Raw genomic sequence first — 17,135 nt, forward strand, 5'->3', positions numbered from 1 at the left:
CGGTTCCTCCTTCGCACCGTCCGGGCGGTCTTGGCCCGGTTCGCTCCCACGGTCGCGACGTCAGCACAGGCTGACGCGCAGGTCGCGCATCCACCGGTCGACCTCCAGCAGCGGGATCAGGACGTGGGCGTGGTTGGCGTGCGTCAGGGTCGGACGGTCCGCGGCCGCGATCATGTCCGCGAGCCGCCGCCGGTCCAGGACCTCGGCCAGGGGCGACGCCGGGTCGCCGGCCAGCGCCCGCACACCGGCGGTCACCTCCGCCGCGTAGCCTGGCGAGAACGACGCCGGGTAGGCGCTCTTGGGCCGGTTCGACACCCCGGGCGGCAGCCGGTCGGCGAATGCCATCCGCAGCAGGCTCTTCTCCCGGCCGTCGGCCGTCTTCATCTCCCACGGGACGTTCCACAGGTACTCGACCAGCCGGTGGTCGCAGAACGGCACCCGCACCTCCAGCCCCACGGCCATGCTCATCCGATCCTTCCGGTCGAGGAGCAGGGAGAGCGGGGCCTGCATGCTGAGATACAGCGCCTCCCGCATCCGCGCACCGAGGCGGGACTCCCCGGGCAGGCCGGGCACCTCGGCGAGCAGCGTCCGGTAGAGGTCACGCTCCTGCTCCCGGGGCCGGATCCGGGCCCGCACGTCCGGCGCGAGAAAGTCGGTCAGCCGTACCCCGTCTCCCAGCCAGGGGAACGTGTCCGCCCAGACCGCGTCCGGCTCGTGGAACCACGGGTAGCCGCCGAACACCTCGTCCGCCGCCTCGCCGGACAACGCGACAGTCGAGGTCCGGCGTACCGAACGGAAGAGTTCCAGCATCGACGCGTCGAACTGGCCGAGGCTCGGCAGGTCGCGTGCGCGTCGGGCGACCGGAAGGGCGGCGCGCATCTGCTCGTCGTCCACGATCACCTCACGGTGGTCGACGCCGAGGTGCGCGGCAGCCAGCGTGGCGAACGGGCTGTCCCGATCCGGCCGCAGCGTGGTCGGCCGGAAGTGCGATTCGGCGTCGGTGAAGTCGACCGAGTACGTCGCCAGTGGTCCAGCGCCGCTCTCTCGCAGGTGCCCGGCCGCGAGCGCCGCCACCACGGACGAGTCCAGGCCGCCGGAGAGCAACGCGCCCAGCGGCACGTCGGAGACCAGCTGCTCGGCGACGATGTGTTCGAGCAGTTCACGCACGGTCGACACCGTCTTGTCGAGGTCGTCGGTGTGCTCGTGGCTGTGCAACGCCCAGTACCGCGACTCGGTGACCCCGTCCGGCGTGAACCGCAGCACGTGCCCGGGCCGCACCTCGGACAGCCCCAGCAGCGGGGTCCGGCCCAGCGGGGTGAGCCGGGAGTTGAACAGCATCGGTAACGCGTCCTCGCTCGTCCGGGCGGTGAACAGCGGGTTGGCGAGGATCGCCTTCGGCTCGGATCCGAACAGCAGGCCCCCCGGGTAGCGGTGGTAGTACAGCGGCTTCACGCCGAGGCGGTCGCGTGCCAAGAACAGCTCCCGGCGGTCACCGTCCCACACGGCGAACGCGAACATGCCCACCATGCGGTCGACGGCCGACGAACCCCACTCCACGTACGCGCGCAGCAGCACCTCGGTGTCTGACCGGGTGCGTAGCCGGTGCCCCCGCGTGAGGAGTTCGGCCCGCAGCTCCCGGAAGTTGTAGATCTCCCCGCTGTAGGTCAGCACGATCGGCTCGCCGCCGGGTGACCGGGTGGTCACCATGGGCTGGGTGCCACCCGCGGCGTCGATCACCGCGAGCCGGCGGTGACCGACGGCGGCGCGCCGGGACAGCCAGAGGCCTCCGTCGTCCGGCCCGCGAGGCGCGAGGACGCCGGTCATCGCGCCGACGAGGACGTCCTGGGTGGACAGATCGCGGGTGAAGTCCACCCAACCGGCGATTCCGCACATCGGTCAGTCCTCCGTCAACGCGGGCAGCACGTCCGCCGCGATCTGCTCCAGCACACGCACGTCCCCCTGGTACGGCGCCTCGCTCCTCGGGAACGGCACGATCAGGTCCGTCACGCCGATCCGCGCGTAGCGCTCGACCGTCTCGGTGAACGCACCGACTGAGGCGAGCGGCGAGTGCGTGCGATTGACGTTCAACACCAGCTTCCGCAACGTGGCCGGGTCCCGGCCCTCCTCGGCGCAGATCCGCGCGACGGCGTCGAGCTGCCTGCGGACCGTCTCGGGTGTCGCCTCCGGAGCCACGCGCCCCCGTTGCGCGGCCACACCGTGGGTCACCCAGCCGTCGCCGTGGCGAGCCGCGAGGCGCATCCCGGTGGGACCGCTGCCGGCGATCATCACCGGCATTCTGGCGCGCGCCCCTCCGTCCGGGTCGATCCATGCCCGGCGCGCGGAGTAGAACCGGCCCGCGTAGGTCGTACACGGCTCGCGGAGCAGCTGATCGACGACCTCGACGAACTCCACGAACCGCTCGCGGCGCTCGGCCGGTGACCACGGCGGCGAGCCGAGCACCTCCGCGTCGACGCCGGAGCCCCCCGCGCCCAGGCCGAGCACGAAGCGGCCGCCGGAGATCTCCGACAGGGTGAGTGCCTCCTTGGCGAAGGGCACCGGATGGCGGAAGTTCGGGGACGCGACCAGCGTGCCGAGTTGGATCCGCCGGGTGCACTGCGCGGCGGCGGCGAGCGTGGGCACCGCCGCGTACCACGGTCGCCCGATCAGGTCGCGCCACGCGATGTGGTCGTAGGTCCAGGCGTGCGCAAAGCCCAGCTCGTCCACCAGCCGCCAGCACTGCTGTGCCTCCCGCCACCCGATCGCGGGCAGGATCATCACGCCGATACGAATGGTGTCCCCCCGCCGGACGTGGACCGCAGGAACGAGTCCAGGTGCGTCAGCCGGGCGCCGCGCAGGCCGGTGCCCTCCCAGCGGAGGTCGAGGCGCGCCGCCCGTCGGTCGTCGTGGAAGTAGACGGCTTCCAGCCCGCCGCCGGGGGCCTCGGCGATGACCGGGTTGGCCACCAGGAAGTCCCGTACCCGCGGCGTGTCCCGGACCACCCGCAGCAGGAGCCGCTTGGCCCCGAAGTGGTCGGCTGGCCGGACCACCTGCGGGTGCAGCTTCCGCTTGAACTGGAAGATCCCCTTGCTGAGGAACGGTTCACATCCGGACAGGTTCACCGCCCGGACGTCGTGTACGGCCGCCCACTCCAGGATCAGCACGTACAGTGCCGCGAACGCGCCGGTGGCGTAGTGGGCCGGGGCGCCGTGCGTCACTCCGGCCAGCCGGAGGGTGAGCGTGCGGGTCCGCCGGTCGAAGAGACACAGCATTCCCGCGACGCGTTCGTGCTCATCGGTGAGGAAGAACAGGAAACCCCGTCGGAACACGCACTGGAGCGCGATGTCGCGTTCCAGGCTGCGGGTCGCGGGGCCGTGCCGCCGCCGCATCGTCGGTAGGTGCACGTGGTCGTAGAACCACTGGAAGTCCTCGGCGGCGGCGGTGTGTTCGAGCTTCCACCCGAGGTCACGCCGCTGGCGCGCGACGCGCTGCCGCTCCTTCCTCGACACACGGGCGCGCATGGCCGCCACGTCCGGCACGACTGGCACAACGAGTTCGACCCGGAAGGGAAGGAGCAGGTCGCGGGCCGACAAGAGCGGCCGGACGCGGGCGGGCGGCGCGCCGATGGCCATGAGGTCGACGTCGGCGGGCGCCAGCGCCTCGGCCCACGGCACCGTCCGCGTGCTCCGCCGCAGGACCGGCCCACCGCGGGCCGCCTGCTCCTCCAGGAACGGCATCACATGACTGGTCCCCTCCGGGAGGCCGAGGTATCCGAGGGTGAGTGGGCCGTCGACCGTGGACCGGACGGACGTGGCGCGGCGGAGCCGGATGTCGTCCCAGCTCGACCTGAGCCGAACCAGCCCCGGCCGGGTGCTGGTCCGCCAGGCGAAGACCGGCCGCGCGAGGACCGAGCGTCGGATCAGCAAGAACGGCTCCCGGCGGACACGGCCCGGAAGATGTCGTCAGCCGACGACACGGGCGTCAGCTCGCTACCGGTCAGTGCTCTGACGTCCTCGTCGGTGTACCAGCCCGAACCGTGCACCACCAGGTCGTGGGCCGGATCGACCAGGCCGCGGTCGATGCCGTTGAGGACGCCGGTGAGGGCCATCATGAGCGACCACTCGCGCACCGTGGCGGGGTCCTCCGGTACGCGGAAACCGGCGTCGGCGAGCAGCGGCGCCGCTTGCGCGTACCGCTGGGCGCACTCCAGGCCGGACACGACGATCCCGTCCCCGCCGTGCCGCTTGATGATGTCCGTCATCCGGTCCGCCGTCGTGGGCCGTCGGGTGTAGAAGGTCGGGTCGAGGACCTCGCCCGGATCGGTCGTGAGCAGCGGGAAGTGCGGGTCGTGCCGCTGCTGGAGACGGCCGGTGACGGGGTCCGGTCGATACTGCGGAACGCGGTCGCGGTCGAAGTCGCCGTATCGCAGGTGCAGCACCATGTCCGGCGTGCCGAGGTGCTGCACGAGCAGGCTGTGCGGCCGCCGCGTCGGGTCCGACCGGCCGTCGCGCTCCAGCATGTCGCGGCCGAGGTGGTAGCCCAGTAGGCCGAAGGCGCTCGAGACCGCGTGCGCGTGGGTGCGCGGCCGGTCGGCGGCGTCGACCGGCGCCACGGCGTGTTCGAACAGTGCGCGACCGACGTCCGCGATCAGGTAGTTGTCCAGGTCGAGGGAATACCAGAGGTGACTGCCGTGCTCCCGGTGCACCTTGTCGGCGTAGTCGTCGACGAAGCGCCGGCCGAGCGCCTTGACGGTCTCCGCGACCGGGTCGTCGGAGGTCAGCACGGGGTTCAGCCGAGCCAGCCGGCGGTCCGCGGACAACGCATTCGCGCGCAGCTTGGCGGCGTTCGCCGCCGGCGCCAGGACGACCACACGGAGCTGCTCCGGCTCCACCAGACCGCAGGACAGCGCTCGGGCGAGCGCGTCCCGCAGCGCGGTGCCCTTGTTCGCCGACGTCGGCGAGAAGATCACCACCGGTTCGCCGTACCGCCGGATGAACTCGGCCGCACGGGCGACGATCAGCAACGACGCGAAAGTCTTCGTCGTGTTGGTCCCCGGGTTGCGCGCGAGGTTGAGCAGCACCAACCGGTGGTCCCGGTAGTACCCCATCTCGTGCCAGGACACCTCGGCCGCCTCCAGGTAGCGGCGAACGGCCGGGGTCAGGTCGGGCAGCGCTCCGCCCACGGTGAACCGTGTCCGGTCGTCGCGTACCGGGGCCGGCCACGTCGCCGCCGAGAGCCTCCGGATGTCGTCGTAGAAGTCGGTGACGAGATTTCCGGTCTGGACTGCCGGCGTGGCCGGAACGACTCCGACAGCCGACCGATCGGTACGCGACATGACGACACTCCTCTGGTCCTGGCGTTGGTGCGCTGATCCGGCGGGCGAGCCGGTGCTGGATGGGTGTCAACCCGACCGCGGCATCGAGGTGGTCGCCCACGACTTGTACCTCGCGGCCAGCTCGACCCGGGAATTGACGCCGATCTTGCGGAAGATGCTCCTGAGGTGGAAGTTCACAGTGTGCGAGCTGACAAACATCTGGTCGGCGATCTGTTGGTTGGTCAGGCCGTCGGCGACCAGCCGGACGATGCGTTCCTGCTGGCTCGTGAGGTCGACGAAGGTGGTACCGGAGGCGCCACCGAAGCGGGCGTAGGTGTCGTAGACGCCGACCGACCGCAGTCTGCTGCGTACCCGGGCGAAGTCCCGTGCGGCAGCCGCCTCCGAGTACAGCGAGAGCGCCTCCTGGAGCGCGCCGGTCGTCCGCAGCCGCGCCCGTGACTGTCCGCCGCCGGCCGCGTCGTGCGCGAGGTCGGCGATGTCCTCGGCCACCCGGGCGCGCGACCAGATGTCCGGGTACAGCCGTCGCGCCCGCGAGAGCTGTCCCGGGTCCTGATGGAGCAGGCCGTGCGCATGGGCCTCGGCCGCGCGGAAGGCGGGAAAGTGGCCGTCCGCCAGGTCACTGATCAGTCGGCACACCCACTGAGCGGTGGAGCGCTCGTCGCAGGCCAGCGCGGCGCGCACGATGAACGGCGCCGCCGCCGGCTCGTGCACGAGCAGATCTCGAAGCCGCAGGTCGGTGCCGTACGTCTCGGCGAGGAGGGACCGGGCGTGCTCCGGGCCGTGCTGGGCCTCCGCGAGCTGCAGCGCCACCCACCCGTACTCCGCCGGACGACCGCCGGCCAGCTTGGCGCGACGGACGTACCGCGCCGATTTCGCCACGTCGCCGTCCCGGAGGGCGGCGAGCGCGTGTATCACCAGCTCTGACGGGGCCAGCTCGGCGACCGGACGACTGTCCAGGGCCGACACCGCGGCGCCGAGCCGGCCGGCCCGCATCAGGCAGTGGGCTCTGGCCCCCGACCACCGCCCCTCCCATCCGGTGCGGCCGGCGCGCGTCATCCGCGCACGGATGGCCTCCAGGACCTCGTCGCACTGGTCGAACCGCGATGCGTCGGCGAGCAGGACGGCCGCGGCGAACTCGACGTCGGTCGCGGCGCCCTGGCCGGCCAGACGACGGCTCTCCGAGATCGTCTGCTGGGCGAGTCGCAGTCCACGGGACAGGGCGCCGCAGCGCCAGGCGCGGGTCGCGCGGGTCACCGTCTCCTGCGGCCGACCGACGACGCCGACGTGGTCCCCGGCCGGAAGCGCGGCGTCGGTGAGCTGGGTGATCGCGTCACGTACCAACTGCTCGCGGCAGGTGCGCAGCAGGCGCTCCCGCACCGAGCGCAGCACGCGGTCAGGCAGCCCTGACCTGACCAACCGTGCGCGTCCGTCGCTGACCTCGACGAACTCCTCCTCCGACAGGCCGTCGACGAGCGTCTCGAGCAGCGCTGGGTTGCCGCCGGCGGTGCCGGCGAGGCGGGTCAGCGCGGGGTCCGGTGTCGCGTGCAACCGCTCGGTGAGGTAGCCGTTGGTCTCGTCCTCCGTCCACGGGACGAGTTCCCCGCCCGTGTCACTCCGTGCCCGGATCGCCCGACAGAGGCGCTCGACCTCGGAACAGCCGGCCCCGGACTCGCGAGCCAGCACCCAGAGGACCGGTCGTTCGGCGGCGGTGAGCGACCGGAGCGTCCGGGCGACCGTCGGCGAGGCGCGGTGCACGTCGTCGATCACGACGGCGGTCAGGTCCCGGCCGGAGGCCGGGTCCGCGACCGGCTCGTCCTCCACGCGGACCCGGACGGTCGTGAAACCGGCATCCGCCGCGAGCCGGAGCGCCTCGTCGAGCACCCACGTCTTCCCGGTCTCCGGTGCGCCCTCGTAGAGCAGGATCGTCCCCCTGCCGGATCTGGCCTCGCGCAGCGCCGAGATCACCCGTCCGCGATCGAGGTTCCACGAGGTCTGTTCCTCCCGCATTGCCGTCCTCCGCAATCGGTGTCGGTCGGTCGCATCGTCGGTCTTCGCGCAGGCCCGTCGGCCGGGTCGAGTCAGCGTGAGTGGGCACTCCACAGCGCGGACGAGCCGTTCTGCCGGCCGTTGACCGGACTCATCCCGAAGACCTTCCCGATCACCTCGCTCTCGTCGCGTCGCGCGGTGGCCATGAGCGCGGACGCGGCCAGCCGCCGGTTCCGGTCGTCGAGTTCCTGGGAGAGCTTGAACCGCCCGACCAGAGCCTGGATCTCGATCTCGAAGCCCACGACGTAGTCGACGAGCCGGTCGATGCGCGGGTCGTCCGGATCCAGCCGGTAGGAGTCCACGCCGGGGTCCGACTTCTCGCAGATCCCGGAGAGCCCGGTCACCAGCGCGGCCCGGTCGGCGAGCAGCCGGCCCCGGCCGCCCACGTGGACGTTCATCGAGTTCCAGGTGGGGAGCGCGTCGGTCTCGAGCGCGTACGGCGACAGGTAGGTGTTCGGTCCGTGGAACACCACGGTCACCTGCTTGCCGTCGATCAGCTGCGCGTGGGGGTTGGCTCGGTCCAGATGCCCGAAGAGCACGCCGTGTGCGCCGCGCGACCGGTCGAGCGTGAGCGGCACGTGCGTCACGACCGGGTCCTCGGCGGCCCGGGCAGAGATCACCGTGGCGAAGTTGAAGCGTTCCATCACCGCGTAGAGCTTCTCCGGGTCGTGCTCGAGGTAGTGCGGTGGCGGGTACGCCGACGCGTCGGACACCGCTACCGCCTGTCGGGGCGGCGGGGTCCGCCGGCAGATGTCGGTGAAGATCTGCCGGGAGCGGAACGGGAGCAGCGACAGCAGGGTGTCACCGAGTCCGAAGTGCTGCTCGCCGTAGCCCTGGACGTAGAACCCGCCTGCCACCTCCGCGGTGGTGCGCACCCGGTAGCCCGACAGCAGCAGCTTGTCGCTCTCGGTCCGCAGGAAGGGCGTCAGCTCGCTGAAGATCGACTCGTCCAGGGCCCGGACGTAGCCGGTGGCCAGCACCACCCCGTCGCACCGGATTTCGCCCTCCGCGCCGCTGCGACGATCGAGGATCGCGACCAGCGGACCCTCGTCGCCCTCCCGCACGGCGACGACCCTTGTCGCCGGGTGGACGATCAGCCGGTGGCGTCCGCGGACCTCGTCGTCGTACACCGTCCGGTAGAGGTCGTCGAGGGTTCCGGCCTCGACCACGCCGTAGTTCGTGTTGCGCAGCTCTGCCCGCAGCGCGGTCCGCTCGTCCCGGGGCCGGGCGGAAAAGGCGTTCGCGCTGCTCTCGAAGAACTGTTCGTTGACGAACGGGCTGTTGTCGGTCGCCCGCAGCGCCTGGCCGGACAGGAAGAGGTGCACGCGGCTTTCGGGATACGTGCGCATCAGGTACAACGCGACCTCGCCGGCGCTCTGCCCGTCGCCCGCGACAGCGAACTCGTAGGGCCGCGACCGGTCGGCGAACCGTTCGGGAAAATGCGGCAGGAAGTCACTGGAGTGGATGACGGCCGGGCTGGCGCACACTCCCCCTGGGGGTAGGCGGGGCCGTCCGCCGGCGGCGTGCACGACATTCGCCGCGTGGTGGACCGTCGTCTCCCCGGTTCGGATGTCGCGCGCCTCCACCCGGAACAGCCGGTGCACGTCCTCTCCCGGCCGCCGGACCGGCGAGACCCTCGTGACCTCGGTGTGGTAGCGGACCTGGCCGGCGAAGAACTCCGCGACCCAGCGCAGGTAGTCCTGGTACTCCAGCCTGGTCGGCCGGAACTCGCTGAGGTTGACGAACCGCTCCAGGCGGTCCTTGGCCTTGGCGTACTGGAGGAAGGTGTACGGGCTGGCCGGATTGCGCAGCGACACCAGGTCCTTCAGGAACGAGATCTGCATGCGGGAGCCCTCGAGCAGCATTCCCGGGTGCCATTGCAGGGAAGGGCTGCGTTCGAAGAACAGGCACGTCCGTTCGCCGTCGAGCTCCTCGGCCGCGATGGCGAGCGCGAGGTTGGACGGCCCGAAGCCGACGCCGATCAGATCGTACGGATTCTGCTCACTGCCCGGCTCGCTGCTCCGCGCGTCGGGCGCTGGATCATTCCTCAAGGCGGTACCTCCCAGCGTCGAAGTTCGCTCCCGGGAACGACGGCTCCCGCGGCCCATCGGTCCGTCGCTGCGGTCAGCAGGCTTTGCGGACCCAGGAGAAGGGGTCGGGACGATTGCCGTGTTGGATGCCCAGCAGCTCCTCGCGAAGACGCAGCGTGACCGGACCCGGCCGGCCGTCCCCGACCGGCCAGTCGCCGGCGGCGCTCCGGACGGCACCCACCGGGCTGATCACTGCCGCCGTCCCGCAGGCGAACACCTCGGTGATCTCACCGGTGGCGCACTGCTGCCGCCACTGGTCGACGGAGATCCGGCGTTCCTCCGCGGCGAGGCCGAGCTGGGGCGCCAGGGTCAGCAGAGAGTCACGGGTCACCCCCGGCAGCAGGGTTCCGGTCAGTGGCGGGGTGACGATCCGTGGCCGACCGTCGCCCTCCGGCGCGTAGACGAAGAACAGGTTCATGCCGCCCATCTCCTCGACCCACCGGTGTTCGAGGGCGTCCAGCCAGACCACCTGGTCGCATCCGTTCGCCACCGCCTGCTGGGTCGCCTTGAACGCCGCGGCGTAGTTCCCGCCGGTCTTGGCGGCCCCGGTGCCGCCCGGTGCCGCCCGGGTGTAGTCCTTGGACAACCACACCGTCAGCGGCCGGGGCGCGGTTCCCGCATCGAAGGCCGCGGTCACCGGTGAGGCGATGACGCAGAAGAGGTAGCTGTCGGACGGCAGGGTGAACCCGAGGGCCGGCTCGGTGGCGATCATGAACGGGCGCAGGTAGAGACTGGTACCGATGGCGTCCGGCACCCACGCGCTGTCCTGGCCCACCAGCAGCTCGAGCGCGTGCACGAAGGTCTCCTCCGGCAGCGGGGGCATGCCGACCCGGTCGGCCGACCTGTTGAACCGCGCCGCGTTCTCCTCGGGGCGGAACAACCCGACCGCTCCGCTGGCCTGGCGGTAGGCCTTCATACCCTCGAAGCACTCCTGGCCGTAGTGGAAGACGGCCGTCGCGGGATCGAGCAGGAAGGGACCGTAGGGCTCGACCCGCCCGTCGTGCCAGCCCTGGTCGGCGCACCAGCGCAGCGTGACCATGTGGTCGGTGAAGGTCCGGCCGAATCCCGGCGCGGCCAGGATCGCCTTCCGTCTCGCCTCCGGCACGGGCTGCCCGGACGGGCGTATCTCGAAGTCGACCATGGACCGGCTCACCTTCCTCACTCGGGACGCTGGTCCCTGCGTAGGCGCGGACCGCCACGTGACCGTATCGACACTCACGATCACTGTGCTGTCACAGGAAGAAGGGACAGGGCCGCCGCGTGGCGCGTCGGTACCGTCGTCCGCACGGCATGGTTTCCGCGGCCGGCCACGATTCCGGCGGGGCTCTCGGTACCGGTCGGTCAGTACCGGTCTTCGAGCTGAGGAGTCGGCGGCATGAATCTGTTCGACAACCCTGATGGAAAGTTCTCGGTGCTCGTCAACGAGGAGGAGCAGTTCTCCCTCTGGCCCGCGACGCTTTCCGTGCCGGCGGGCTGGACGGTCGTCCACGGCGAGGACTCCCGCCAGGCGTGCGTCGACTACATCGAGCGGCACTGGACCGACCTGCGACCGCGCAGCGCGCGGCACGACCCCGCCACGACCTCCGCCAGCCGGTGATCGCACACCCTCCCGGCCGACGGGCATGAGTCAGGAGTGATAGATCCTTGATGGACATCGAACAGTCACTGACCATGCGACGGTGCGTTCACGAACTGGTGGCAGAGCAGGCCACCCGGACGCCCGACGCGGTCGCGGTCTCCTACCGCGGCCGGACGATGACCTACCGCGAGCTCGACAGCGCCTCGGATGAACTGGCCGGGCGCATCCGCGACGCCGGGGTCCGCGGCGGCGCGGTCGTCGCCGTCGTACTCCATCGGTCGCCGGAACTCATCGTGACCCTGACGGCGGTGCTCAAGGCGGGTGGCGCGTACCTGTACCTGGACCCGGCCGACCTGGCGGAGCAACGGGCCCGCATCGTCCGGGACTCGGGGGCACGGTTCGCGGTCGTCACCGGCGGCGGCACCTGGGAGCAGGCGCCCGAGGTGCCGGTCGTGTTGCGGTACGAGGATGCCCGTGCCGGCCGGACCGAACCGGTCCTCGCGCCGGAAGTCGGACCCGATACCCCCGCCTATGTCTGCTACACGTCGGGATCGACCGGCGAGCCGAAGGGCGTCGTGGTTCCCCACCGGGCGATCCACCGGCTGATCGACGACCCGAGCTGGATCAGCGTGCGGGACGAGGACGTGTTCCTGCAGTTGACCAGGGTCGGCTTCGACGTCTCGACGTTCGAGATCTGGATGCCGCTGGTCAAGGGGAACCGGCTGGCGCTCGCCCCGCCGGGTTTCGCCGACCTGGCCGAGATCGGCGAGCTGATCCGCGCGGAGAAGGTCAGCGTGCTGTGGCTGACCACCGGGCTGTTCCACAAGATGGCCACCCACCAGCTCGACAGCCTCGCCGGGGTCCGGCACCTCCTGGCGGGCGGCGACGTCCTGTCGCCTGCACACGTCCAGCGCGTGCTCAGCAGGTACCCGCGCCTGATCTTCACCAACGGCTATGGTCCCACCGAGAACACCACGTTCACCACGTGCTGGACCCCCGTCGGCGGCGCCGGCGACCTGCCACGGGTGCCGATCGGGACGCCGATCGACGGCACCACCGTCGCGGTCCTCGACGACGCGATGCGGCCGGTGCCGCCCGGCGAGGTCGGCGAGCTCTGGGTCGGCGGCGACGGCGTCGCCACCGGCTACCTGAACAAGCCCGGCGCCACGGCCGAGTCGTTCGTGGCGGATCTCGACCCGGCGCGTCCCGGTGGGCGGATGTACCGGACCGGGGACCTGGTCCGGTGGATCGACGACGGGACACTCGACTTCCTCGGCCGGGTGGACCGGCAGGTGAAGATTCGTGGCTACCGCGTCGAGCCGAGCACCGTGGAGATGGAGTTGCTCCGGCAACCCGGCGTCGAGCAGGCCGCCGCGCTGGCACACACCGACGGCGCCGGCGACTCCCGACTGGTCGCCTACGTCGCGGTGGGCCAGATGCCGAAGGCCCATTGGAACGCGTTCAGCACCGCGCTGCGGGAGCAGCTACGGGAAACCCTGCCGGCCCACCTCGTGCCGTGGGCCATCATCGTGCTGCCGGACATCCCGTTGAACGGCAACGGCAAGGTCAACCGGTCGGTCCTGCCGCGTGCGAAGGTGCCGCGCAACGTGTCCAACGACTACGTGGGCCCGACCGATCCCACCGAGCGAAGGCTCGCCGAAATCTGGAGCGACGCTCTGATGGTCGAGCCGGTCGGGATCCACGACAACTTCTTCGACCTGGACGGGCATTCGCTGCTGGCCGCCGAACTGCTCGTGGCGCTGCAGGAGGAGTTCGACGTCGAGCTGCCGGCCCGCACCTTGTTCCTGCGCCCGACCATTGCCGATCTCGCCGAAGAACTACGTCGGCAGATCGGTGACCAACCGACTGAACCGTTGGAGGCGGCGGCTGATGCGAGAGCGCGATAGCCAGACCATGAACGGGGACCGTGCATCCCGGTGCCCGGTGACCTCGGCTGCGATGGCCGTCGAGGATCCCGTGCTGTACAGCGACGGGGACTACCGTGCGGTCTGGGAGGAGATGCGTGGCCTCGACGGCCTCGCCTGGCGGCAGGTGGACGACCGGCGGGGCTTCTGGTCGGTGGTCACATTCGACGACGCCCACCGGGTCCTGCACGACCCGGAGACGTTCACCTCGGAGCGCGGCACGATGCTGTGCATGCTCGGCGTGGAGGACCCGGCGGGCGGCCGGCAACTGCCCGCCACCGATCCGCCACGGCACACGATCATGCGCGGCTCCCTGCAGAAGGCGCTCGCGATCCGGCCGATCGAGCGCCAGCAGGAGATGATCCGTGGCCTTGTGCTCGAGGTGCTCGAACCGCTCGCTGACGGCGGCCCCTTCGACTTCGCCGAGGCGATGCTGTTCCTGCCGGTGGCGGTCGGGGGAGTGGCCATGGGGTTGCCGCGCTCGGACTGGCCCCGGCTGGTGACGCTCCTCACCGCGTCCAGCTCGCCGGAGGACCCCGACTACCTGCTGCCGGGTGGGACCCAGGCGACGCTGGACAACGCGCACCGCGAACTGTTCGCCTACTTCCAGGACATCTCCCACGAGCGCCGCAAGAACCTCGGTGACGACCTGATCAGCGTGCTGATCCGGACCGAGATCGACGGGCGCCCGATGTCGCCTGGCGAGGTGATGTCCAACTGTTACAGCGTGTTGCTCGGTGCGGCCGTCACGACCCCGCATTCGCCGACCTACGTGCTCGCCGAGCACATGGGTGACGGCCTGTTGGACGAGTGGGCGGCCGATCTGAGCGTCACGCCGACCGCAGTGGAGGAGGGGCTGCGGCTCGCGTCGCCGGTCAGCCACTTCATGCGGTACGCGGTCACCGACACCGAGATCAGGGGTACGAAGATCAAGGCGGGTGACGCCGTCGCGGTCTGGTTCGGCGCGGTCAACCGGGACGCCAAGGCATTCCCGGACCCGATGAAGTTCCAGCTGCGGCGCAGGCCGAACCGGCACGTCGCATTCGGTCTCGGGCCGCACTACTGCGTCGGTCACAACGTCGCGCGCGTCACCCTCCGGATCCTGTTCGACGAGCTGCTCCGCAGGTTCACCGCGTTCGAGCCGGCGGGTGCTCCGGCCCGGCTGCGCTCGAACTTCATCTCCGGGTACAAGCACCTACCCATCGTCGCCAGGCCACGTTGACCCCTGGAGTGCTGCCGATGCCCAATCAACGGAACAAGTGGCTGCCCCGGGAACCGTCCGCCGGTGTGTCCGGGCGGGTGTTCCTCATCCCCTACTCGGGGTGTGGTGCCAGCATGTACCGCAGATGGCCCCCGCAGCACGACGGGGTCGACCTGCTACCGGTGGAACTGCCCGGTCACGAGACCAGGCTGGCCGAGCCCAACTTCGAGACCTACCAGGAGCTGGCGAAGCTGATGGTCGCCGGTCTCGAGCCGTATCTCGACCTGCCGTACGCCTTCTTCGGGCACTGCGGTTCGGCGCTGGCCGCCTACGAGGTGTCGTCGGAGATCATCCGGGCCGGGCTGCCGCAGCCCGCCCGGGTCTACATCTCCTCGCAGGTGGCGCCCCAGGACGGTCCGTTCGGCCGCTTCCTGCAGATGACCGACGAGGAACTCGCCGAGGAGCTCGCCACGCTGAGCCGGCAACTGGGCGCGGAGCCGAATCCGGCCCTCATCTCCTTCTATGTAGAGGTGCTGCGGGAGGACGTGGAGACCAACAAGCGTTACGTGGTGCCCGATCCGTTCCGGCTCACCTGCCCGATCACCGCGATCGGATGGACCGAGGACGTGGAGATCCGCCACGACACCATGGGTGGGTGGGCGTCCTGCGGCGAGACGACCTTCGAGCTGCTGCCCGGCCCTCACCACAGGTTCATCGAGGCGCCGCCGGACCTGCTCCGGCTGATGTGCGACGGCCTGGGCCGCGCGGGCTGACCGTGGACGAATTTCGCTGGCTCAAGGGACTGGGCAGGCGCGAGGACGCCGGGATCATGCTGCTGTGCTTCCACTACGCCGGGGGCAGCGTGTCGATGTTCCGGAACTGGGCGCACCTGCTGCCGCCCTCCATCGAACCGGTCGCGGTGCAACTGCCCGGCCGGGCGGACCGGTTCATGGAGACGCCCCACACCAGCATGACGACGCTCGTGGACGAGCTGATCGAGGTGCTGGAACCGATCCTGGACCGGCCCTTCGCGTGTTTCGGCGCCAGCATGGGCGCGCGGGTCTCCCGGGCCCTCGCGCACGCGCTCCGTGACCGTCAGCTCCCCCTTCCGAGGAAGCTCTACGTGTCGAGCAGCACCGCTCCCGTTCTCGAAGAGGTGGTCCGGGGATGGAACGAGAGCGACGAGGAACTCGTCGCCTACATGAGAGAGCTGGGTGGAACGCCGCGGGAGGTGTTCGACGACGACGATCTCCTCTCGGCGCTGCTGCCCATCCTGCGTGCGGACCTGACGGTCCTCGCCACTCACGCGTACCATCCGTCACCACCGCTGAACGTCCCCGTCCACGCCTTCGCCGGCCGGGACGACATCGAGGCGTCTCCGAGCCTGATGGCGCCGTGGAGCGAGGAGACGGTGGCGGGTTTCCACCTGGACGTCCTCGACACGGGCCACTTCCTCAACGAGGTCGGCCTTCAGCGGGTGATCGACGTGATCTCACGCGATCTGGGCTGACGGACGGCGGCTCGGCCGTCGGTCGGTCTCACGCGGCTGGACGTCCGCGCCGGCCGTCGAGGGGAGCACGTCCCGGGCCCACCCGGCCTCCCCGCGGCGAGCCGGACGCAGCCGCCGTGCGACGCAGCAGGGCAACCCGGGTGAGTTCCGCCTTGTTGCCCACCCCGAGTTTCGCCCGGATGCGCTTCACGTAGGTGTCCACCGTGTGCGGACTGATCCCCAGGCGCGTCGCGATCTGCCCGTGCGTCAGGCCGCGCGAGATCTTCGACAGCACCTCCTGCTCCCGCGCCGAGAGCTCGCCCCCGACCGGTTCGGCGTGCTCCCCGGTCCCGGCGGCGCCGTCGTTGTCCCGCCGGGCGGTGGTCTCGCATCCGTACGTGACCGCCCGCACCACGGCGACGAGGCGGTCAACGGGCTCGCGCTTGCTGATTACACCGACGGCTCCGGCCTCGCGGTACATCCGGTGCTTGGCCGACGTCACCGTCGCCGTGTCGTGGAGCAGGAGGACCACGGTGAGCCGGGCGATTTCGGCGACGTGCGACAGGTCCCGGTCCGACCGCAGCACGTCGGTGTCGATCAGGACGGCGTCGGCGGACCACAGGATCTCAGGGTCGGACAGGGTCCTCGCCACGGTCGCCGCGATTCCGGCGATCGCGAGGCCCTCGACGAGGTCGGCGCGATAGGCCGCTGAGTTGACGAGAAACTGGACCTGGGTCACGGTTCCCCCGAATTCAATGTGAGCAGACGTGCGGCACTGCGGTAACTCGCATAAATGTTTCCAGCGGGTGGCAGCTCGCGGCGGAGCGGCTCTAGATGCAACAGCCTGCCATCGGGGGTGCGGATTCGCATTCGCTGGTCGTGGAAAATCCAGATTCTACGTGCGGTGATTACCTTCTTCGATCGGCGGTAATTATTCTGATGACCGGCGTGGCCGTACTGGCGAGGTATCGCGGCTGCGGCCGGCCGCCGGCGCGCCCGGCGGTGAGCGGGACCGTCGACGAGACGGGTCACCGAGCGACGACATCACCGCGTACGGTCCTGGTGCCGGGCACGGGTGCGGCGAGGTCCGCACCGGTCCCGAGCGCCCGGTTGTCCTGGTCCACGAAGACCACCCGCGCCTGGTGGTGCGCGATCTCGGCTTCCGAGAACACGCCGTAGGCGATGATGATCACGATGTCGCCAGGGGCGATGAGCCGCGCGGCCGCGCCGTTGATGCCGACCACGCCGCTGCCGGGCGGGCCTTCGATGACGTACGTGGAGAGCCGGTTGCCGTTGTTGATGTCGACGATGTCGACCCGCTCACCGGGCAGGAGGTCGGCGGCCGTCATGAGGTCCCGACAGAGCGTCAACGACCCGACGTAGTGCAAATCGGCCTGGGTGACCGTGGCACGGTGAATCTTCGATCTCAGCATGGTGCGCTGCATGGTGACCCTTCCGCTGGAATCAGCTGCG

The 17,135-nt window shown here is 70.6% G+C and carries 14 protein-coding genes; 5 read left to right on the forward strand and 9 right to left on the reverse strand.

The window, feature by feature from the left end; translation table 11 throughout:
• Positions 1 to 60: 60 nt before the first annotated feature.
• The 7 genes from asnB to GA0070562_RS05540 all read right to left on the reverse strand — a co-directional run bounded on the left by asnB (position 61) and on the right by GA0070562_RS05540 (position 10,609).
• A complete protein-coding gene (gene asnB / locus GA0070562_RS05510) occupies positions 61 to 1,893 on the reverse strand; it encodes an asparagine synthase (glutamine-hydrolyzing) (RefSeq protein WP_091416290.1) in 1,833 nt (610 codons plus the stop codon).
• A gap of 3 nt (positions 1,894 to 1,896) precedes the next feature.
• The gene (locus tag GA0070562_RS05515) at positions 1,897 to 2,790 is read right to left on the reverse strand and encodes an LLM class flavin-dependent oxidoreductase (protein ID WP_091416293.1); all 894 of its coding nucleotides are present in this window, start codon (positions 2,788 to 2,790) and stop codon (positions 1,897 to 1,899) included.
• A complete protein-coding gene (locus GA0070562_RS05520) occupies positions 2,775 to 3,923 on the reverse strand; it encodes a hypothetical protein (RefSeq protein WP_091416296.1) in 1,149 nt (382 codons plus the stop codon). The genes GA0070562_RS05515 and GA0070562_RS05520 overlap by 16 nt, the downstream gene beginning before the upstream one ends.
• Positions 3,917 to 5,332 (reverse strand): DUF6002 family protein, encoded by a 1,416-nt coding sequence (locus GA0070562_RS05525; RefSeq protein WP_091416299.1) that lies wholly within the window; start codon positions 5,330 to 5,332, stop codon positions 3,917 to 3,919. The genes GA0070562_RS05520 and GA0070562_RS05525 overlap by 7 nt, the downstream gene beginning before the upstream one ends.
• 66 nt (positions 5,333 to 5,398) lie before the next feature.
• The gene (locus GA0070562_RS05530; protein WP_091416303.1) at positions 5,399 to 7,339 is read right to left on the reverse strand and encodes a helix-turn-helix domain-containing protein; all 1,941 of its coding nucleotides are present in this window, start codon (positions 7,337 to 7,339) and stop codon (positions 5,399 to 5,401) included.
• Positions 7,340 to 7,410: 71 nt separating this feature from the next.
• Positions 7,411 to 9,429 carry a SidA/IucD/PvdA family monooxygenase gene (locus tag GA0070562_RS05535; protein WP_175438649.1) on the reverse strand — a complete coding sequence of 673 codons (2,019 nt, stop codon included), beginning with the start codon at positions 9,427 to 9,429 and terminating at the stop codon, positions 7,411 to 7,413.
• Between the two features lie 73 nt (positions 9,430 to 9,502).
• Entirely contained in the window at positions 9,503 to 10,609 is a 1,107-nt protein-coding gene (locus GA0070562_RS05540) for a branched-chain amino acid aminotransferase (RefSeq protein ID WP_091416309.1), read from the reverse strand.
• Between the two features lie 234 nt (positions 10,610 to 10,843).
• Here GA0070562_RS05540 and GA0070562_RS05545 point away from each other — a divergent pair, with 234 nt between their 5' ends.
• The 5 genes from GA0070562_RS05545 (at position 10,844) to GA0070562_RS05565 (ending at position 15,683) form a co-directional block, all read left to right on the forward strand.
• The gene (locus GA0070562_RS05545; protein ID WP_091416312.1) at positions 10,844 to 11,065 is read left to right on the forward strand and encodes an MbtH family protein; all 222 of its coding nucleotides are present in this window, start codon (positions 10,844 to 10,846) and stop codon (positions 11,063 to 11,065) included.
• A 74-nt stretch (positions 11,066 to 11,139) separates the two neighbouring features.
• Positions 11,140 to 12,954 (forward strand): non-ribosomal peptide synthetase, encoded by a 1,815-nt coding sequence (locus tag GA0070562_RS05550; RefSeq protein WP_217493412.1) that lies wholly within the window; start codon positions 11,140 to 11,142, stop codon positions 12,952 to 12,954.
• 52 nt (positions 12,955 to 13,006) lie between these two features.
• On the forward strand, positions 13,007 to 14,194 hold the full coding sequence (locus tag GA0070562_RS05555) for a cytochrome P450 (RefSeq protein ID WP_217493413.1): 1,188 nt from the start codon (positions 13,007 to 13,009) through the stop codon (positions 14,192 to 14,194).
• A gap of 17 nt (positions 14,195 to 14,211) precedes the next feature.
• On the forward strand, positions 14,212 to 14,946 hold the full coding sequence (locus tag GA0070562_RS05560) for a thioesterase II family protein (protein ID WP_091418355.1): 735 nt from the start codon (positions 14,212 to 14,214) through the stop codon (positions 14,944 to 14,946).
• A 2-nt stretch (positions 14,947 to 14,948) separates the two neighbouring features.
• Positions 14,949 to 15,683 (forward strand): thioesterase II family protein, encoded by a 735-nt coding sequence (locus tag GA0070562_RS05565; RefSeq protein WP_208576399.1) that lies wholly within the window; start codon positions 14,949 to 14,951, stop codon positions 15,681 to 15,683.
• A gap of 28 nt (positions 15,684 to 15,711) precedes the next feature.
• Here the strand turns inward: GA0070562_RS05565 and GA0070562_RS05570 are convergent, their stop codons facing one another.
• Entirely contained in the window at positions 15,712 to 16,401 is a 690-nt protein-coding gene (locus GA0070562_RS05570; RefSeq protein ID WP_091416318.1) for a response regulator transcription factor, read from the reverse strand.
• 289 nt (positions 16,402 to 16,690) lie between these two features.
• A complete protein-coding gene (gene panD, locus GA0070562_RS05575) occupies positions 16,691 to 17,107 on the reverse strand; it encodes an aspartate 1-decarboxylase (protein WP_091416322.1) in 417 nt (138 codons plus the stop codon).
• Positions 17,108 to 17,135: the final 28 nt, after the last annotated feature.

Origin of the sequence: Micromonospora tulbaghiae (genome assembly GCF_900091605.1) — a bacterium.
GTDB classification, from domain to species: Bacteria; Actinomycetota; Actinomycetes; order Mycobacteriales; family Micromonosporaceae; genus Micromonospora; species Micromonospora tulbaghiae.

Coding starts and splice junctions, on each gene's coding strand:
- asnB (WP_091416290.1), bottom strand. CDS start 1,893: ATGTGCGGAATCGCCGGTTGGGTGGACTTCACCCGCGATCTGTCCACC.
- GA0070562_RS05525 (WP_091416299.1), bottom strand. CDS start 5,332: ATGTCGCGTACCGATCGGTCGGCTGTCGGAGTCGTTCCGGCCACGCCG.
- GA0070562_RS05530 (WP_091416303.1), bottom strand. CDS start 7,339: ATGCGGGAGGAACAGACCTCGTGGAACCTCGATCGCGGACGGGTGATC.
- GA0070562_RS05540 (WP_091416309.1), bottom strand. CDS start 10,609: ATGGTCGACTTCGAGATACGCCCGTCCGGGCAGCCCGTGCCGGAGGCG.
- GA0070562_RS05545 (WP_091416312.1), top strand. CDS start 10,844: ATGAATCTGTTCGACAACCCTGATGGAAAGTTCTCGGTGCTCGTCAAC.
- GA0070562_RS05550 (WP_217493412.1), top strand. CDS start 11,140: ATGCGACGGTGCGTTCACGAACTGGTGGCAGAGCAGGCCACCCGGACG.
- GA0070562_RS05555 (WP_217493413.1), top strand. CDS start 13,007: ATGGCCGTCGAGGATCCCGTGCTGTACAGCGACGGGGACTACCGTGCG.
- GA0070562_RS05560 (WP_091418355.1), top strand. CDS start 14,212: ATGCCCAATCAACGGAACAAGTGGCTGCCCCGGGAACCGTCCGCCGGT.
- panD (WP_091416322.1), bottom strand. CDS start 17,107: ATGCAGCGCACCATGCTGAGATCGAAGATTCACCGTGCCACGGTCACC.